This window comes from Variovorax sp. CCNWLW225, from assembly GCF_037204045.1.
Taxonomy (GTDB): Bacteria; Pseudomonadota; Gammaproteobacteria; order Burkholderiales; family Burkholderiaceae_C; genus Variovorax.
In genome coordinates, this window is sequence record NZ_JBBCBV010000012.1 from 87,906 (window position 1) to 105,991 (window position 18,086).

General features: G+C 65.4%; 17 protein-coding genes and 1 tRNA gene. 11 read left to right on the forward strand and 7 right to left on the reverse strand.

Annotated elements, in window-relative coordinates; all coding sequences use genetic code 11:
* Positions 1–3 precede the first annotated feature (3 nt).
* Positions 4–1,233 (forward strand): lipopolysaccharide biosynthesis protein, encoded by a 1,230-nt coding sequence (locus tag V9L20_RS19075; protein WP_337297755.1) that lies wholly within the window; start codon positions 4–6, stop codon positions 1,231–1,233.
* 43 nt (positions 1,234–1,276) lie between these two features.
* On the opposite strand, the gene V9L20_RS19080 is transcribed toward V9L20_RS19075, so the two are convergent.
* From V9L20_RS19080 to V9L20_RS19090, 3 genes are all read right to left on the reverse strand, one after another.
* Entirely contained in the window at positions 1,277–4,363 is a 3,087-nt protein-coding gene (locus V9L20_RS19080) for a YjbH domain-containing protein (protein ID WP_337297756.1), read from the reverse strand.
* Positions 4,360–4,983: a YjbF family lipoprotein gene (locus V9L20_RS19085; RefSeq protein ID WP_337297757.1), complete on the reverse strand. Its 624-nt coding sequence runs from the start codon at positions 4,981–4,983 to the stop codon at positions 4,360–4,362. The genes V9L20_RS19080 and V9L20_RS19085 overlap by 4 nt, the downstream gene beginning before the upstream one ends.
* A 134-nt stretch (positions 4,984–5,117) precedes the next feature.
* Entirely contained in the window at positions 5,118–5,414 is a 297-nt protein-coding gene (locus V9L20_RS19090; RefSeq protein ID WP_258504442.1) for a hypothetical protein, read from the reverse strand.
* A 295-nt stretch (positions 5,415–5,709) separates the two neighbouring features.
* Here V9L20_RS19090 and petA point away from each other — a divergent pair, with 295 nt between their 5' ends.
* From petA to V9L20_RS19120, 6 genes are all read left to right on the forward strand, one after another.
* Complete coding sequence (gene petA, locus V9L20_RS19095) at positions 5,710–6,324, forward strand: ubiquinol-cytochrome c reductase iron-sulfur subunit (protein ID WP_126745569.1); 615 nt, start codon at positions 5,710–5,712, stop codon at positions 6,322–6,324.
* Between the two features lie 14 nt (positions 6,325–6,338).
* Positions 6,339–7,775 (forward strand): cytochrome b, encoded by a 1,437-nt coding sequence (locus V9L20_RS19100; RefSeq protein WP_337297758.1) that lies wholly within the window; start codon positions 6,339–6,341, stop codon positions 7,773–7,775.
* A 29-nt stretch (positions 7,776–7,804) separates the two neighbouring features.
* The gene (locus V9L20_RS19105) at positions 7,805–8,578 is read left to right on the forward strand and encodes a cytochrome c1 (protein ID WP_337297759.1); all 774 of its coding nucleotides are present in this window, start codon (positions 7,805–7,807) and stop codon (positions 8,576–8,578) included.
* 95 nt (positions 8,579–8,673) lie between these two features.
* Complete coding sequence (locus V9L20_RS19110; protein WP_062473683.1) at positions 8,674–9,285, forward strand: glutathione S-transferase N-terminal domain-containing protein; 612 nt, start codon at positions 8,674–8,676, stop codon at positions 9,283–9,285.
* A gap of 29 nt (positions 9,286–9,314) precedes the next feature.
* Positions 9,315–9,902 carry a ClpXP protease specificity-enhancing factor gene (locus tag V9L20_RS19115; protein WP_337297760.1) on the forward strand — a complete coding sequence of 196 codons (588 nt, stop codon included), beginning with the start codon at positions 9,315–9,317 and terminating at the stop codon, positions 9,900–9,902.
* A gap of 34 nt (positions 9,903–9,936) precedes the next feature.
* A tRNA-Thr gene (locus V9L20_RS19120) sits at positions 9,937–10,012 on the forward strand.
* Positions 10,013–10,106: 94 nt separating this feature from the next.
* Here the strand turns inward: V9L20_RS19120 and V9L20_RS19125 are convergent.
* A complete protein-coding gene (locus V9L20_RS19125; protein WP_337297761.1) occupies positions 10,107–10,508 on the reverse strand; it encodes a hypothetical protein in 402 nt (133 codons plus the stop codon).
* A gap of 152 nt (positions 10,509–10,660) precedes the next feature.
* Between V9L20_RS19125 and V9L20_RS19130 the strand changes: the two genes are divergently transcribed.
* Positions 10,661–11,449: a YoaK family protein gene (locus V9L20_RS19130; protein WP_337297762.1), complete on the forward strand. Its 789-nt coding sequence runs from the start codon at positions 10,661–10,663 to the stop codon at positions 11,447–11,449.
* Here V9L20_RS19130 and V9L20_RS19135 read toward each other — a convergent pair.
* From V9L20_RS19135 to V9L20_RS19145, 3 genes are all read right to left on the reverse strand, one after another.
* On the reverse strand, positions 11,424–12,446 hold the full coding sequence (locus tag V9L20_RS19135; RefSeq protein WP_337297763.1) for an SDR family oxidoreductase: 1,023 nt from the start codon (positions 12,444–12,446) through the stop codon (positions 11,424–11,426). The genes V9L20_RS19130 and V9L20_RS19135 overlap by 26 nt on opposite strands.
* A gap of 214 nt (positions 12,447–12,660) precedes the next feature.
* The gene (gene recJ, locus V9L20_RS19140; protein WP_337297764.1) at positions 12,661–14,382 is read right to left on the reverse strand and encodes a single-stranded-DNA-specific exonuclease RecJ; all 1,722 of its coding nucleotides are present in this window, start codon (positions 14,380–14,382) and stop codon (positions 12,661–12,663) included.
* Positions 14,379–15,344 carry a hypothetical protein gene (locus tag V9L20_RS19145; RefSeq protein WP_337297765.1) on the reverse strand — a complete coding sequence of 322 codons (966 nt, stop codon included), beginning with the start codon at positions 15,342–15,344 and terminating at the stop codon, positions 14,379–14,381. Before V9L20_RS19145 ends, recJ begins: the two co-directional genes overlap by 4 nt.
* Positions 15,345–15,432: 88 nt before the next feature.
* Here V9L20_RS19145 and V9L20_RS19150 point away from each other — a divergent pair, with 88 nt between their 5' ends.
* The 3 genes from V9L20_RS19150 to V9L20_RS19160 all read left to right on the forward strand — a co-directional run bounded on the left by V9L20_RS19150 (position 15,433) and on the right by V9L20_RS19160 (position 18,076).
* The gene (locus V9L20_RS19150; RefSeq protein ID WP_126745577.1) at positions 15,433–16,689 is read left to right on the forward strand and encodes a lipoprotein-releasing ABC transporter permease subunit; all 1,257 of its coding nucleotides are present in this window, start codon (positions 15,433–15,435) and stop codon (positions 16,687–16,689) included.
* The gene (lolD, locus tag V9L20_RS19155; RefSeq protein WP_337297766.1) at positions 16,682–17,389 is read left to right on the forward strand and encodes a lipoprotein-releasing ABC transporter ATP-binding protein LolD; all 708 of its coding nucleotides are present in this window, start codon (positions 16,682–16,684) and stop codon (positions 17,387–17,389) included. Before V9L20_RS19150 ends, lolD begins: the two co-directional genes overlap by 8 nt.
* Before the next feature lie 93 nt (positions 17,390–17,482).
* Positions 17,483–18,076 (forward strand): ATP-dependent Clp protease proteolytic subunit, encoded by a 594-nt coding sequence (locus tag V9L20_RS19160; protein WP_258504452.1) that lies wholly within the window; start codon positions 17,483–17,485, stop codon positions 18,074–18,076.
* The last annotated feature ends 10 nt before the right edge of the window (positions 18,077–18,086 follow it).

Here is an 18,086-nt window from a genome sequence, read left to right on the forward strand (position 1 = left end):
TGAATGGCGTCGTTCGCGGGAATCCGAAAACGCCTGGGAGGTCCGATCTATGCAGTTGCAGACCAGTGCATCTATAGCGCGAGCCAACTGCTGCTGAGCTTTGCGTTGGCGCGGGCGTTGTCGCCTTCGGACTTCGGCATTGCTTCGGCTTTTCTTGCAATCGTCAGTTTCCAGTACATCCTGCATACGGCGGTGGTGCATGAGCCGCTGTTGATCAAGCGCTACTACGCAAGTCGCTCGGCCGCCTGGTGGAGTTGGGCGCTGGTTGCCGCGGTGTCCATTGCCGGCTTTCTGGTGTGGCAGTTCACCGGGTTTCCGGGGCCGCTGAACTGGGCCGGCGTGGCATTGATCATCGGCTACGAGATCTTCTGGATTTCTCGCAGCATTCTGCTCGTCGGGCGCCGGTTCGCGGTGCTCTGCATATCGGGCGTCCTGATCAGCATCGGCTATGTGGCGGTGCTGATCGGCCTGAAGCCCGCTTCCTGGACGCAGGCCCTTCTATGGATTGCCGTCATCCAGCTGCCGTTCTCGCTCCTGATCGCAGGCAGCCTGAAAAACGTGATTGCGCCCCTGCCGGCGCCGGCCAATGCGCAGACGCTGACCCTGAAGGAGGCGTCGGCCTATGGCTGGAAGGCGAGCCTGTCGCAGCTCATGAGCTGGATCATGACGGGCGGCGCCATCTTGCTGCTGGGTTCTTCGGCCGATTCGGCGCAGGGCGGTTTGCTGAAGATCTACATCACGTTCTTGCTGCCCATGCAGTATGTGCTGCTCGCGCTGGGTTACTACATCCTGCCCAAGCTGGCGGCCAACTGGAAATCCGAGCGCCGGAAAGACGCCTTTCGCCTGTTCATCAAGTTCGTCGTCTTCGGATTCGTGGTGGCGGAAATCGGTGGGGTCTTGCTGGGCCTGCTGGGGCCTCATCTGGTGGTGCTGGCCTTCGGCAAGAACTACGGTGGAATGGATTTCTCGCCGTTTTTCTACGCGCCCGCAATCTTCGGCCTCACGATGTGTCTGCGAACAGGGTTCAGGGCCGCTGGCCGGCCGGGGGCTCTCTTGTGGTGCTCGATCTTCGGTGCGCTCGTGTTCGCGGCCTGCATGCTCATGGCCAGGGGCCCGATCTCCTACATCCAGACCATCAACGCCATGACGCTGGGCTTTGCCTGCATGGCGGTCGCAATGATGGCCTGGCTGTTCTTCATCATGCGCGCCCCCGCTGCGCCGCAGGCTCGCTGAACCTGGCGACGAACGGTGCGGAAAGGGCGGAAGGGCGGGAGCCCTAGCGCCGTTCGAACTTCAGGATGTTGTCGCCAGTGCCCGGGGCACCGCTGTCCGGCGGGCCGAACTTGAAGGCGCTCGGGTCGCGCGCGGACGTCATTTCGTACAGCGGGTGGATGCGGCCCAGGCGCGCACCGCCGTCGCGCACCAGCGGTGCCCATGCGAAGTTGGCGGTGAACTTGTTCGAGCGCGGCAGCAGCGCATCGAAGGGCACCGAGATGTAGATGCCCTTGTCGAAGCTGCCTTCGCCGAACTGCCTTGCCGAGATGTTGGTCTTGGTAGCGTAGGCGCCGAGCACCACGCCGTTGTCGAAGCGGCGGCTGATGTCGATGGTGACCCCGCGATCGCCCGCCAGGTACTGGCCCGCGCTGATCTTGGCCAGGACGCCGTTCCAGCCGGTGTCCCAGTAGAGGGTGGCGTGGCCGGTGTTGACCTTGTAGTCGCGCAGGCCGAAGTCCTGGTCGAAGTCGCGTTGCCGCACATGGTTGAAGTCGATGCCGATGGCCATGCGGCTGCGCCATGGCCGATAGAGCCATTCCGCGCCGACGCCCGCGTACATGCTTTCCAGCGCACCGCCGTACACGCTGTAGTACTGGTTGTCCGTAAGCCTGCCGACGTGCGTCAGCTGCAGCACCGGCATCGTCAGGCGCTTGGCCGTGACGAACTCGCGCTGCAGGGTTCGCACGCGGGGCAGGTTGCTGGGCGCCGTGTAGGTGAACTTGTCGAAGTTGTCGAGCAGGCGCAGGTTCAGCGCACCGTTCACCCACGTGCTTGGCGTGAAGCGGTATTCGGCAACCGCCTGCACGCCGATCTGGTAAAGCACGAACGCATTGGGGCCGCCCAGGATCTGGCCGAGGCTGGGTGTCAGGCCGATGCTGAACTTGGGGGTGCGGCGCTCCCACGGCGCGAGCGCCTTGTTGTCGTCCGCAATGCCGGGCGCGTCCCGCGATGCGATGGCCGCATTGGCATTCGAAATGTTGGCCGGCTGGAAGTCAGCGCCGATGGGCGGGGGCGCATAGTCGCGCTGGCTGGCCGCACGCGCTTCGCTCGGCGTTTGCGCCTGGTAGTGCGCCGTGACCCATTCGTTCCGGTCGACCACTTGCGCATGCATGGGCAAGCCGCGTTCCGAGTAGTGCAGGACGAAGTTCTTGATGGTGCCCGGCGCGTCGCGGTGCAGCACGGCAATGATCTGCTCGACGCGCGCGTTGCGGTACACGGTGGCGCTTTCTGTGATCCACACGTGCAGCATCTGGCCCTGCGGCGCAATGCGCTGAACCGTCCACTCGGTGCGGCTTTCGATATCGGCCGCGGTGGCCGCCCAGCCTGGCGACGTGGCGGGCGGTGTCGGCGAAAAGCGCGGCGCCGGCGGGTCCGCCGTCTTGGGCATCTGCATGTTCGCCAGGTTGGTTTGCAGCGTGAGGCCCACCATCACCTTGTTGCCGCGCTCCAGGCCGGCCGAGAAGGTCACGCCGGGGGCGTAGCGGTATTCCAGGCCGATATTGATCGGCGAGCGCCGCGGCTGGTCGTTGTTGAGCGGCTCGTTCTTGTAGTTGTTGCCTTCGAACTCGAGCTTGAGCGTCAGCGGGTCCCAGGGCGTGCGCCACTGCACGCCACCGAAGAGCGCGGTAGGGCCGCGAAAGAGCCGGCCGAAGTTGGCGCCGCCCCATGTGGTCTCGCTCACGCGGGTCTTGAAGCGGCTGCTCAGCAAGCCGAAGGGATTGCTGATGTTGCCGCTGCTCCCCATGTAGCCCCAGCCGATGCCGAGGCTGAAATCCAGGTCGCCGTGGCGCTTGCTCGCCACCAGGTACTCGGACGAAAAGAGACCGGTACCGCCGATGTCGCGAAAGCCCAGCGCCACCTCGGGGAGGTAGGCCGACTCTTTCCACAGCCGCGCCTTGAAGTCGATGCTCTTGTCCTTGTAGTCCTGATTGCTCAGGCCGATGCCGTAGATGCGGTTGCCGATGGACGTGTAGCGGAAGCCGGCTTCCAGCCAGTCGAGCGGCTGGAACATCACGTTCAATCGCGTATAGGGCGAGACATGCGTGATGGAGGTGCGCATGTCGCCCGTCTGGCCCATGCGGGCCGAGGGCGTCTGCAGCAAGCCGGTTTCGCCCCAGTCATTGCCGCTGGGCTGCAGCGGGCGGTACTGCGGTGCCGCCTCGGGGCGCACCGAAACCGTGGTGGGCTGGAAGGGGGTGGCCGGGGGAGAGGGCTCTGCCGCCAATGGAATGGGAATGGCCGCAGGTGCCGCCACATCAGATGCGGCAACCGCCGGTGGCGTAGCCGTTGCCGGAGCTCTCGCCACGGCAGATCCTTGTGGCGATGGCCCCTGCGTGGCCAAGAACTTGATCATCCCCTCGGAAACTGCCTCCAGGTCGTCCTTGCCGCGGGGCGCCGCCCATACCCAGGCGCCGGGCGCTGGCTCGTCCGACGGATGCGCATTCCACTTTGCCATGCCGACACGCGCGGTGCGGCCGTCGGGCTGCGCCACCCAGGCCCAGTCGTGCTTGCCTTCGGGATCGCAGGCCGCCACGTAGTCCCATGCCGTGCGGCCGGGCTCGTGCGCTACCTGGCAGAGCCGCCCGTCGGGCTGCACCACCGAAATGATGTTCAGGACCGGCGGAGGCGCAATGAGCTGCTGGCCGGCCGTGAGCACCGGGTCTTCTTCGGGGTGCGCCTCGAGCCAGCGCGGGTCCACGATGCCGAGCGCAACCCGGCCCGTGACGGGAAGGTTCTGCAGCCATGCGATCAGCTGCTGGCGCTGGGCGTGTTCGGCCCGGGGGGCGCGCCGCCTGGCGGCCTCAAGCCGCAGCAGCACCTGGTTCTTCAGGAACTGCTGCGCCAGCCGCTCCTGTGGAACGCGCCATGACAAGCCAGGGGCGGCCGATTCCGTCGGCTGCCGCAGCAGCCACGCACTCAGCCGCTCGCCCGGGCGAATGTCGGCGTCGTTGGCCGGCGTCTTGTTGTCGACGGGGCCGCTGCCCAGGGGCTGGGCCGCCGCGGCGCAACTGGCCGCGAGCGCGCAGGCCACCACCGCGCGAAGAGGCCAGGGTTTTCTGCCGGAGCCACGAAGAAGCAAACGGCTCATGTACCAGCGCTCGCCGCTGCGACGGGTGCTGGGGAAGAAGGCGTCCACTGCTCGAAGCTCATACACAGATCATTGGAAATACATTGCTCGGAATAAACGACCCGAGGGGTGCCGCCCGCTTGCGAAACGCCGAAGCGCGCGGGGGGCAGCGAGGCGCTTGCCGGCCGGGAAACGCTGCGCTCCTCGTACCAGCGCAGGGAAGCAGCGGGCGTGCCAGCCAAGGCGACTTGCTGCGGTGCGGCAATCGGCGCCAGCACGATCTCGTCCCGAATACCGAAACGGTAGCCCGGCATCATGTCGCGCTGGCGTTGGTAGGCTTTCGCGGAAGGCGGGCTGTTCGCATCGGCAGTCCAGGCGGGCAGGCCCGAAAACCGCACCTCCCGCCAATCGGTGGAAAGACCGGTGGTTCCCACCAGGCGTCCATCGAGCAGCCTGACGACCTCGCCGCTGCCGCTGTACCAGACTTCGACCGCGCCCTCAGGGCGCTTGTCTATATAGCCGAGCACCATGAACACCGTCTGGTCGCCGGTGGCTACGCGCAAATAGCGGTAATTGGGATTAAAGGCGGGCGGGGGCGCCGAAGGCGCGCCGCTATATATATGCCGTGCCGTTGCCAGCATGGCAGAAGATCCGGAAGAACAGCCGCCAACGCCCAAAAGAAATGCCGCCAAAAGACAGCATTCAACAAGTCGCGTGGCGTGGCCAACGCGCGGACTTTTCAGCGAATGCCCTCCCGTCAGGAGGGCCCGCACGATCAATTCGTGCCGGTGGTACCTGTGCCGGTGCCGCCCGTACCGCCGGTGCCGCTGCCGCCACCGCTGTTGCCGCCGTTGCCGCTGGCCACGGCAGCTGCCAGGCCGACGCTGGCTGCGATGCCGCCAGCCTGTCCGGCGGTAATGCGGCCGAATGCGGAATTGGTTGCGCCGGTAGCGCTGGCCGGCTGCGGGCCGGGCGTTTGAACGGGAGGCGTCGGGGTCGGGGCTTGCGCCAGAGCCGAAGAAATGCTCAAGGCTGCAATGGCGGTTGCGAACACCAATGGCTTAATTCTCATGGCAAACATCCTCTCAATTGACGATTAACAGTTGAGAGAAGATTAGCAGCTAGCGAAGTGTGCCGCAACTAATTTAGCCTTTTGCAACCATTTGCCGGTGCAAATCGTTGTGACGAAATGTCGTCTAAATAAGTTGCAAATAAATACTAATTAATTGTTCTTAGTCGATCTTCCAGAGCGCCCGCCGGCGACGCATTCGCACGTGCTCGGGCCTGGCGGCGTTGAATATGCCCGCAACAGCCCGCTACAATCGCCGGTTGACCCTGCTCCAGCGAAGAAGACTTAGAGGATCCCCATGAGTGACATGACCTCCGGCTCCCCCCGGATCGACACAAGCAAGCGGACGTGGTTAATCGCATCCAGCTGTGCCGGCGTAGCGGGAGGCGTGGCCACCGCGATTCCCTTCGTGAGTACTTTCCAGCCCTCCGAAAAGGCCAAGGCCGCGGGCGCTGCGGTCGAGGTGGACATTGCGGGCCTCAAGGTCGGCGAGAAGATCACCGTCGAATGGCGCGGCAAGCCCGTCTGGATTCTCAAGCGCTCGCCCGAGCAGGTTGCCGAGCTTGCCAAGCTCGACGGCCAGCTGGCCGATCCGCTCTCCAAGCGGCACCCCGACGAGTTCACCCCCGAATACGCGCAAAACCAGCACCGCTCCATCAAGCCCGACGTGCTGGTGGTCGTGGGCATCTGCACCCACCTCGGCTGTTCGCCGGTCGACCGGCTCCAGGCCGGTCCGCAGCCTTCGCTGCCGAACGACTGGGAAGGCGGGTTCCTGTGCCCTTGCCATGGCTCGACCTTCGACCTGGCCGGCCGCGTCTTCAAGAACAAGCCCGCGCCTGACAACCTGCCGGTGCCCCCGCACATGTACGTGTCGGACACCAAGTTGCTCATCGGCGAAGACAAGAAGGCCTGAGGCAGAAGAAGAACATGGCTGAATTCCACGAAATTTCCCCCAACGCGCCCGCCGGCGAGAAGCTGCTCAACTGGGTCGACAACCGCTTCCCGCTGACCAAGCTCTGGAACGACCAGTGGGGCAAGTACTACGCGCCGAAGAACTTCAACTTCTGGTACATCTTCGGCTCGCTCGCGATGCTGGTCCTCGTGATCCAGATCGTGACCGGCATCTTCCTGGTGATGCACTACAAGCCCGACGCGAACCAGGCGTTCGCATCGGTCGAGTACATCATGCGCGACGTGCCCTGGGGCTGGCTCATCCGCTACATCCACTCGACGGGCGCCTCGGCGTTCTTCATCGTGGTGTACCTGCACATGTTCCGCGGCCTCATGTACGGCAGCTACCGCAAGCCGCGCGAGCTGATCTGGGTGTTCGGCTGCGCGATCTTCCTGTGCCTGATGGCCGAAGCCTTCATGGGCTACCTGCTGCCGTGGGGCCAGATGAGCTACTGGGGCGCCCAGGTGATCGTGAACCTGTTCGCCGCCATCCCGTTCATCGGTCCTGACCTGGCTCTGCTGATCCGCGGCGACTACGTGGTGAGCGATGCCACGCTCAACCGCTTCTTCAGCTTCCACGTGATCGCCGTGCCGCTGGTGCTGCTCGGCCTTGTGGTGGCTCACCTGATCGCGCTGCACGAAGTGGGTTCCAACAACCCGGACGGCATCGAGATCAAGGCCAAGCGCGGCCCTGATGGCCATCCGCTCGACGGCATCCCGTCGCACCCGTACTACACGGTGCACGACATCTTCGGCGTGGTGGTGTTCCTCACGATCTTCTCGGCCGTGGTGTTCTTCGCGCCCGAAGCAGGTGGGTACTTCCTGGAGTACAACAACTTCATTCCGGCCGATTCGCTCAAGACGCCCAACCACATTGCGCCGGTCTGGTACTTCACGCCGTTCTATTCGATGCTGCGTGCAACCACCGACGACATGGTCAACGTTTTCGCGCTGATCATCGGCCTGGCCGCCATCCTGAACTTCGTCAAGGGCAAGTCGGGCACCACGCTGAAAATCGCGGTCGTCGTCGTGGCGGCCGTGGCGATCTTCCTGCTCAAGGCGTTCGACGCCAAGTTCTGGGGCGTGGTCGTGATGGGCGGCTCGGTCATCATCCTGTTCTTCCTGCCCTGGCTGGACAAGAGCGAAGTCAAGTCGATCCGCTATCGTCCGGGCTGGCACAAGTATGTCTACGGCGTCTTCGTGTTCCTCTTCCTGATCCTGGGCTACCTGGGCATCCAGGCGCCCGGCGTCTGGGGCAACCTGGTCATCGGTTCGTTCGCGCTCGACATCGCGCAGACCATCTCGCAGATCGGCACGCTTTTCTACTTCGGTTTCTTCCTGCTCATGCCCTGGTGGAGCAGCAAGGGCGAGTTCAAGCCCGTGCCCGACCGCGTGACCTTCGCCGCCCATTGAGAAGCCCAAGAGAGCTCGAGAGAAACACGATGAAGAAAAGCATTTCTGGCTGGCTCGCGGTTGTGGGCCTGGCACTGGGCCTGACCTTTTCCGCAGCCGCCTCGGCCGAATCCGGCGGTATTGCATGGGACAAGGCGCCCAACAAGACCACCGACGTGGCCTCCCTCCAGAACGGCGCCAAGCTGTTTGTCAACTACTGCCTGAACTGCCACTCCGCGGCCTTCATGCGCTACAACCGCCTGCAGGACATCGGCATTTCCGAGCAGCAGATCAAGGACAACCTGCTGTTCTCGACCGACAAGGTCGGCGAGACCATGAAGGCCAACATCGACGCACGCCAGGCCAAGGACTGGTTCGGCACCACGCCGCCCGACCTGACCCTGGTCGCGCGCTCGCGCGCCGGCCACGGCGGCACCGGTGCCGACTACCTGTACACCTACCTGCGCACCTACTACCGCGACGACACCAAGGCCACCGGCTGGAACAACCTCGTGTTCCCGAGCGTTGCCATGCCCAACCCGCTGTGGGAGCTGCAAGGCGAGCGCCGCCCGGTCTACACCAAGGTCGAGCAGCATGGCCACGCAACTGAAGTGTTCAAGGGCTGGGAGCAAGTCACCCCCGGCACCATGACGCCGCTGCAGTTCGACAATGCCGTGGGCGACCTGGTGGGCTACCTGCAATGGATGGCCGAGCCGGCACAGAACACGCGCATCCGCATCGGCGTGTGGGTGCTGCTGTTCCTGGCCATGTCGTTGGTTTTCGTGTGGCGACTGAACGCCTCGTACTGGAAAGACGTCAAGTAGTTCCGTCCACGCCGACCGGGCGCCCCGTGCGTCCGGTCCCACAGAGTGGGTTGCCAACGCGACCCACTCTTTTTGATTTTTAGGAGTCTCTCGCCATGATGGTCTTGTATTCAGGAACGACCTGCCCCTTTTCCCACCGCTGCCGGTTCGTGTTGTTCGAAAAGGGCATGGATTTCGAAATCCGCGACGTCGACCTCTACAACAAGCCCGAAGACATCAGTGTGATGAACCCGTACGGCCAGGTGCCGATCCTGGTCGAGCGCGACCTGATCCTGTACGAGTCGAACATCATCAACGAGTACATCGACGAGCGCTTTCCGCATCCCCAGCTGATGCCCGGCGACCCGGTCGACCGCGCCCGCGTGCGCCTGTTCCTGCTCAACTTCGAGAAGGAACTCTTCGTGCACGTGGCCACGCTCGAGAACCGCACCGCCAAGGGCAACGAGAAGGCGCTCGAAAAGGCCCGCTCGCACATTCGCGACCGCCTTACGCAGCTCGCACCCGTGTTCCTCAAGAACAAATACATGCTGGGCGACAACTTCTCGATGCTCGACGTGGCCATTGCGCCGCTGCTCTGGCGCCTGGACTACTACGGCATTGACCTCAGCAAGAACGCAGCGCCGCTTCTGAAGTACGCTGAGCGCATCTTCTCGCGCCCGGCCTACATCGAAGCGCTCACCCCGTCCGAAAAGGTCATGCGCAAGTAAAACTGCGTCAACCGTTCTCCGCTGTCTTCATGATCAACGCGCTCGAGTCGTCCTCCACCCGCCCGTACCTCATCCGGGCGCTGTACGAATGGTGCACCGACAACGGGTTTACGCCCTATGTCGCGGTGCAGGTCGACGACACCGTCCAGGTGCCGCGCGAATACGTGAAGAACGGCGAGATCGTGCTGAACATCAGCTTCGACGCGACCAGTTCGCTCAAGCTCGGCAACGACTTCATCGAGTTCAAGGCCCGTTTTGCCGGCAGCGCGCGCGAAATCATCGTGCCCGTGGGCCGTGTGATCGCGATCTATGCGCGCGAAAACGGGCAGGGCATGGCCTTTCCGGCTCCCGTGCCGGCAGGCAGCGGCGCAGAGGGCGGTGCTTCCACGGGCGCCGCGGCGCCTTCGCCCCAGGGGCCCGCGCGCATGCCGCTGCGCGATGCGTCTCGCGGTACCGAAGGCGATGCCGGCAAGATCGTGCACCTGGTAACAGGTGAAGACGCGGATGAAATGGTCGATGTCGGCGACGATTCCGGCTCATCCTCCGAGCCGCACGACGAGCCGCCGCGCCCTCCAGCCGGTGGCGGCAGCCGCCCCTCGCTCAAGCGCGTGAAGTAGGCACGTTTCGCACCGCTAAAATCCCAGGATTCGTGCCGCTTTAGCTCAGTTGGTAGAGCACCCGCCTTGTAAGCGGAAGGTCGTCAGTTCGATTCCGACAAGCGGCACCATATATCGAAGATCCCGGAAAAGGCATCTGCCTTGGCCGGTAAGCAAAAAGGGGCGATTTCTCGCCCCTTTTCATTTTTCGGCGGCCGACAGAAATCAGCAACGGCCTTTCTTGGCTTGTCCCGGTGGGCAATGCGCGTGCCCGCCGCCGCCGTGGTCACCGCCATGATCCGCGTGGCGAGGCCGCTCCGCCCGGCGCCAGTTGCCTTCCATCCACCGCCATCCGCCGTCCGCCTGAACCCAGCGGCCGGGCGCATAGGCGTAGTCCGGCCGTGCAGCCTGCCAGAAGCCGGCGCGCCAGACATAGGCGCGCTGGTTCCATTGCCAGTGTCCCGGCACCCACACCTGGCCGGACCTGGGGCCCGGCATCGGCTCATAGCGAGGCGTGGGAGGCGCAACCTGGACCAGGGGCAGGTTGATGTTGACCGAAACCTGTGCCACGGCCGGCACGGCAGACGCGGCGAGCGCGGCGGCGATCAGAAGAGCAGAGACTTTCATCGGAACCTTTGAATATGTGAACACGTATGCACAACGCAGACCGGTGCAAAGTGTAGTCAGCGCATTCCCAGGTGGCGCCGCATCGAAAGCGTGATAGCCCGGGGCCGTTGCTCCTGCCGGGTGCTAGAGTCGAAAGCGCAAGTTGCACGCCGATGCGCAGACTCCGCTTTCTTACCCACCGCCACCGCGCCCCTTCGACGAATCGGGTGCTCGGGCTTCTGCTGGCCTTCAATGCCGGCGCGGTCAATGCGGGAGGCTTTCTTGTGCTGCACATGTATACGTCGCACATGACGGGTTTCGCGTCGCAGTTCGCCGACAGCCTGGTGCTGGGCAACACGAAGCTGCTGCTGAATGCGCTGGGAGCCATCCTGGCGTTTCTTTCGGGGGCAGCCGTCTGCGCGATTCTCGTGAACTGGGGCCGCCAGCATCGCTTGCGCAGCGTCTATGCGGTACCGCTGCTGCTCGAGGCGGCGCTCATGTTTCCGTTCGGCCTGATCGGGGCCATCACCCTGACATGGCCCACGCCGTTTGCGGTGCCGCTCACGGTGCTGTTGCTCTCATTCATCATGGGCTTGCAGAACGCGGTCGGCTCCAAGACCTCCGGCGGCAGCATTCGAACGACCCACATGACGGGCAACATCACCGATGTGGGCATGGAACTGGGCAAGCTGCTCTACTGGAACCGCCATGTAACGCCCGAGCGGGCGATGGTGCGCCACAACCGCCGCAAGATGCAGGCGGCGGGCGGGCTGATCGGCATGTTCATGCTGGGCGGGATCGTCGGCGCACTCGGCTTCAGCTATCTCGGCTTCGTATGCGTGGTGCCGCTCGCGGCATTGCTGTTGGCCGTCTCGGTGCCGCCTCTGGTGCAGGACGTGCCGCGGTCCAGAACACTGCAGAAACTATTGGCGGCACTCAAACCGCGCCCACGCTGCCCGTGATCGGCAGCACGATGCCGGTGATGTAGCTGGCGCAACTCGGCGCGGCCAGGAACACATAGGCGGGGGAGAGCTCCTCGGGCTGTGCCGGCCTTTGCATGTCGGTGTTCTTGCCGAAGTCCTTGACCTTTTCGGGCGGGCTGTCCGCCGGGTTCAAGGGCGTCCACACCGGGCCCGGCGCCACCGCATTCACGCGGATGCCCTTGGGCAGCAGGTTGCTGGCAAGTGATTTGGTGAACGCGTGTATCGCGCCCTTGGTCGTCGAGTAGTCGAGCAGGTGCGCGCTTCCCTCGAGACCCGTGACCGAGCCGGTGTTGATGATCGACGAGCCCTGGCCCAGGTGCGGCACCGCGGCGCGCGCCATCTGGAAGTAGCCGAACACGTTGGTCCTGAGCGTCAGGTCGAAGCGCTCATCGGTAATGTCCTCGATCGATGCCGCATGCAGCTGGAAGGCCGCGTTGTTCACCAGGATGTCGAGCTTGCCGAAGGCTTCGACCGTCTTGTCGACCGCTTCCCGGCAGAACGCCGGATCGCAGACGTCGCCCTTGATCACGATGCAGCGCGTGCCTTCGTCCTCCACGTGCCGCCGGGTTTCCTCCGCGTCCTTGTCTTCGTCGAGGTGCACGATGGCCACGTCGGCGCCTTCGCGTGCATACAGCAGCGCCACGGCGCGCCCAATGCCCGAGTCGCCGCCGGTGATCAGTGCCGTCATGCCTTCGAGCTTGCCGCTGCCCTGGTAGTCCGGCGCCTCGAACCGGGGGCGCAGCGCCATGTCCGCTTCCTGGCCGGGCTTGCTCAGGTGCTGGGCCGGCATCGGGTTGGCCGGCTGCGGGCGCGAGCCTGCCTGTGCGGGCTGGCTGGACTTCTTGGCAGCGGGTTTCGCGCTGTCCTTTTCATCTTGCGCGCGCTGAACTTCCCGATGCTTGGCCGCCGTCTGGGCGGGTCCCGCGGACTTGGATGACTTGGCGGATTTGGGAGGTGATGCGGTGGTCGATTTCATGGTGCCTGGGCTCCTGCATGTGAAAGACAACCGTAGAACCCCGTCGCGCGGTCCGCGTAGGAATCCGTCTCGAATGCGCGCGCACCGATGCCGACCAAGGGGAGTTTCGTGCCTGTTTCAGAAACACCGCGGAACCGGCTTTGCCGGGCCGCTGGTGTTGCCCCCGGTAGGGGGAGGGAGTAGCGACACGAAGTGCGCGAAGCCTGGGGGCGAGCTAAATTTCAGCGCCCTCGACCAGAAAGCGCACGCGGCGCACGCCCTGCCACTCATCGGCATCGAGCCTGAAGGCGAGCTTCACGCGTGCGGGCAGCGGGTCGGTATGGCCGAACCAGATGCCGTCGACCGGGTGGCCCTGGTGCCGCAGCTTGAGCGCCAGGTGCTTTTCGCCGACGAGGCGTTGCGACACCACCTCCACTTCCTCGCTGAAGGTGGGCGGCGCAAAGCCCTGGCCCCACACCTCGCGGTGCAGCGTGTCGACGAGGTCGATGCGCATGTACTCGCGCTCCAGCGGTCCGTCGGTGTCCAGGCGCCGGGTCAGCGTGGCTGCGTCGAGCCACTCGTGGGCCACCTCGGCCAGCGCGCGCTCGAACACCTCGAACTTCTCGCGCGCCACGGTGCAGCCCGCCGCCATTGCATGGCCACCGAAGCGCAGCAGCACGCCCGGATGCCGCTTGGCCACCAGGTCGAGCGCATCCCGCAGGTGAAAGCCCGGAATCGACCGGCCCGAGCCCTTGAGCTCGTGCTCCTTGCCCGGTGCGCCGCTCGCGGCAAACACGAAGGTCGGGCGATGGAAACGGTCTTTCAGGCGCGAGGCCACGATGCCGACCACGCCTTCGTGAAATTCCGCATCGAACACGCTGATGGCGGCCGGCGGCGCTTCGCCGCCCTTCGCATCGGGGCCGAAGAGCGATTCGGCCAGCATCAGTGCCTGGTCGCGCATGCCGCCTTCGATGTCGCGCCGCTCGCGGTTGATGCCGTCGAGCATGCGCGCGAGTTCGTCGGCTCGGCCCGCGTCATCCGTTAGCAGGCACTCGATGCCCAGCGTCATGTCGGCGAGGCGTCCGGCCGCATTGATGCGTGGACCGAGCGCAAAGCCGAAGTCGAAAGTGGTGGCCACCGAAGCGTTGCGCCCCGCCGCCTTGAAGAGTGCCGCAATGCCCGCTGGCAGTGCGCCAGCGCGAATGCGCCTGAGTCCCTGCGCAACCAGGCGGCGGTTGTTGGCGTCGAGCTTCACCACGTCGGCGACGGTGCCGAGCGCAACCAGCGGAAGAAGCACATCCAGCTTGGGCTGCGTGGCTGCCGTGAAGGTGCCGCGCGTGCGCAACTCGGAGCGCAGCGCCAGCAGCACATAGAACATCACGCCCACGCCGGCAATGCTCTTGCTCTCGAAGCCGCAGCAGGGCTGGTTGGGGTTCACCAGCACATCGGCGGCCGGCAGTTCGGGGCCGGGCAAGTGGTGGTCGGTCACCAGCACCTGCAGGCCGCGCGCCTTGGCGGCGGCCACGCCTTCGACGCTGGCAATGCCGTTGTCCACGGTAATCAGCATGTCGGCGCCGCTGTTTGCGACGCGCTCGGCAATGGGCGGCGTGAGGCCGTAGCCGTCGACCACGCGGTCGGGCACCAGGTAGCTCACGTTCTTTGCGCCGAGCAGGCGCAGGCCGCGCACGGCAACCGCGCAGGCAGTGGCGCCGTCGCAGTCGTAGTCGGCCACGATGCACAGGCGCTTGTCCTGCGCCATGGCATCGGCGAGCAGCACTGCCGCCTCGCGCGTGCCGTGCAGCGTATCGGGCGGCAGCAGGCGCGCCAGGCCGTCGTCGAGCTCGTCCTTGGCCAGCACGCCGCGCGCTGCGAAAAGGCGGGCCAGCAAGGGGTGCACGCCGGCCTGCTCCAGCGCCCAGACCGTGCGGGGCGGTATGTCTCTGGCGATGATTTTCATAGGCCCTCGAGCACGTTGGCGGCGCGTGGCCGGTCGAACAGGCTCTTGGCCCAACCCGCCAGGCCGCGCTGCTGCACCGCATAGCGCTGCGCCGCACGGTCGCCGCACAGCGTGAGCGTGATGTCGGCGCCCGCGGTGTAGTCGGCCAGCAGGCCGGCGACGGGGCCCGCATCCAGCGCTTGCCACGCCTGTGCCCATCCTGGCCCGTCGTCGCGCAATGCGGCCACGCGCAGCGCGTCGCTCACGGTGGGCGCGGGCTTGGCGGGAGCAGGGTCCGCCTGCAGCGCGCCGGTGCCGCTGAGCCAGAAGGAGTTGATCGGCGGCACGCCGCGGGCGGCGCGCTCGTCGTTCACGCGCTGGGTGTAGAGCAGCATCTGCATTTCATTCTGGAGGCGGCGCAGCGGCCGCGCGGCTTCGGCGAGCGGCGACCACTGCGAAATCGGATGGCCCACCGCACGGTCGATAGATGCCGTTGCCAGGCCGTTGAAGATGCGTGCGCGCGCCAGCCAGCGGCCGGGGGTGGAAGAGGGGTGCAGCGCAATGCCGTCTTCCTCGAAGAAAGGATGGGCGGCAGCCAGCAGCGCGGCCGATTCGGCGGCGTCGATCTCGATGGCGGCGGGGTCGCCCAGCACCACGTCGTCGATGCCCACCTGCCAGTTGCACAGCGACACCAGGCCCCAGCCTTCGCGGTCGCCGGGCTCGGCAATGCCGATTTGCCTGGCCTCGAGCGCGGCCCAGGGAATGCAGCCGTCGGCTGCGGAAATACCCAGCGCCGCGGCCAGCGCCCTTTCATGGGGCGGTGAGCGCGTGCTTTCGTCCTGCGTATCGGTCTCCACCAGCGAGAGCCGGGAGAGCAGGGACTCGAGGTTGGGCAGCCGAAGCGATGGCAGCGCGGCGCGGCATGCAGGGGAACCGCGGCCGGCAAAGGGAATCAACAGATGACGTGGGAGAGGTTCGGCCATTCCCCTATTGTCCGGGAATGCCACAATCCCGGGGATGCAACGCCCCGAAGCGCCCTTGGCGCCGGAAGCGCGTCAAAGAACTGGAAATATGCGACTTCCTTATGAACTGCAACTCGGCTGGCGCTACACGCGCGCAGGCCGGGCGACACGGCGCAACGGCTTCATCTCCTTCATCTCGGGCGTATCGATGCTCGGCATTGCGCTGGGGGTGGCGGCGCTGATCATTGTGCTCAGCGTGATGAACGGCTTCCAGAAGGAAGTGCGCGACCGCATGCTGGGCGTCGTGTCGCACATCGAAATACTTTCGCGCGACGGCCAGGCCCTGCCCGACATCGACGCCATCATGGCCGCGGCGCGCAAGAATCCCGAGGTGGTCGGCGCGGCTCCCTTCATTGCCACGCAGGCGCTCATTGCACGCGGCGAGGACATGAAGGGCACGCTGGTGCGCGGCATCGTGCCCAAGCTCGAACCCGAGGTCACCGACATTGCCACCACCGCCCAAAAGGGCACGCTCGACAAGCTGGTGCCGGGTGAATTCGGCATCGTGCTCGGCGGCGAGCTCGCGCGGTCGCTCTTCGTGCAACCCGGCGACCAGGTCACGCTGGTGGCGCCCGGCGGGCAGGTCACGCCCGCGGGCGTGGTGCCGCGACTCAAGCAGTTCACCGTGGTGGGCACCTTCGACTCGGGCCACTACGAATACGACTCGGCCCTGGCCATGATTCACGCGGAAGACGCCCAGCGCGTGTTCAGGCTCGACGGGCCCACCGGCATCCGCATCAAGCTCAAGGACCTGAACGAGGCACGCGACGTGGCCGACCAGATGGCCGTCACGCTGCCGGGCCAGTTCCTCATTCGAGACTGGACGCGCCAGAACAAGACATGGTTTGCGGCCGTGCAGGTCGAGAAGCGCATGATGTTCATCATCCTCACGCTCATCGTGGCGGTGGCGGCCTTCAACCTGGTGTCCACGCTGGTGATGACCGTGACCGACAAGCGGGCGGACATTGCCATCTTGCGCACGCTGGGCAGTTCGCCGCGCAGCATCATGGGCATCTTCGTGGTGCAGGGCGCCATGGTCGGCGTCATCGGCACCGTGGCCGGGCTGCTGCTGGGGCTGGGCATTGCCTACAACATCGACGTGATCGTGCCCGCGCTCGAGCAGCTCTTTCATGCGAGCTTCCTGCCGAAGGACATCTACCTGATCAGCAAGATGCCGAGCGATCCGCAGCGCAGCGACATCATGCCGATTGCGATCATTTCCCTTGTCCTGGCCTTCCTGGCCACGCTGTATCCGAGCTGGCGCGCGAGCCGCGTCAACCCCGCCGAGGCCCTGCGCTATGAGTGAACAACAAGCTACCGCCACGCCCGGCAACGGCGTGGTGCTGAAGGCGCGCGGCCTCACCAAGCGCTTTCACGAAGGGCGTATCGACCTCACCGTCCTGCACGGCGTCGACCTGGACGTGCGCGCCGGCGAAACGCTGGCCATCGTCGGCGCCTCGGGCTCCGGCAAGAGCACGCTGCTGCACCTGATGGGCGGGCTCGATGCACCCACCTCCGGCAAAGTCGAGCTGCTCGGCAAGGACATCGCCCATGCCGACGCGGCCGAGCAAGGGCGCCTGCGCAACCAGCACCTGGGCTTCGTCTACCAGTTTCACCACTTGCTGCCCGAATTCAGCGCGCTCGACAACGTGGCGATGCCGCTAAAAATCCGCCGCACCGAGCCCGCGCAAGCGGTGGCTGCGGCCACCAAGATTCTCGAAAGCGTGGGCCTTGGCGGCCGCCTGCATCATCGGCCGGCCGAGCTTTCCGGCGGCGAGCGCCAGCGCGTGGCCATTGCGCGCGCACTCGTCACGCAGCCAGCCTGCGTGCTGGCCGACGAGCCCACGGGCAACCTCGACCGCAACACGGCCGACACCGTGTTCGCGCTGATGATCGAACTCGCGCACAAGCACCGCACCGCCTTCGTGATGGTCACGCACGACCAGGAGCTTGCAAAGCGCTGCGACCGCGTGCTGCAACTTGTGGCGGGACGTCTGGCGGGTTGAGTTGATGCCGCTTGCCACGCGTCCACGCAATGTCGGCGAAACTGTCTGTCTGTTCGGCAAGATGCCGTTCAACTACAGGAGTGCTTCTTGATCATGGAAACCGACGACGACACCACGCCCGCTGCCACTGCCGAGCCGCGCAACTCCTATCTGGAAGAAAAAGCCTTCAAGTCGCGCACGCTGCTGATCTTCGGCAGCATCACCGATTCGGTGGCCGCCGACGTGACGCGCAGGCTCATCGCGCTGGACGCCGACAGCAGCGAAAAACCCATCGACATTCTCGTGAGCTCGCCCGGCGGCCACCTGGAATCGGGCGATGCGATCCACGACATCGTGCGTTTCATTTCTGCGCCAGTGAACATGATCGGCACCGGTTGGGTCGGCAGCGCCGCCACGCACTTGTACCTGGCCGCGCCGAAGGAACGGCGCGTGTGCCTGCCCAACACCCGCTTCCTGATCCACCAGCCTAGCGGCGGCGCGGGCGGTCAGGCGACCGACATCGCCATCCAGGCGCAAGAGATCATCAAGGCCCGCCACCGCATCGCGCATGAGATTGCGCGCGAAACCGGCAAGCCGATCGACGTGGTGCTGGCCGACATCGAGCGCGACCGCTGGCTCTCGGCCGAAGAAGCGGTTGCCTACGGGCTGGTCTCGCGCATCATCCAGCGCAAGACCGAGCTGCTGTAGGGCTGACCGG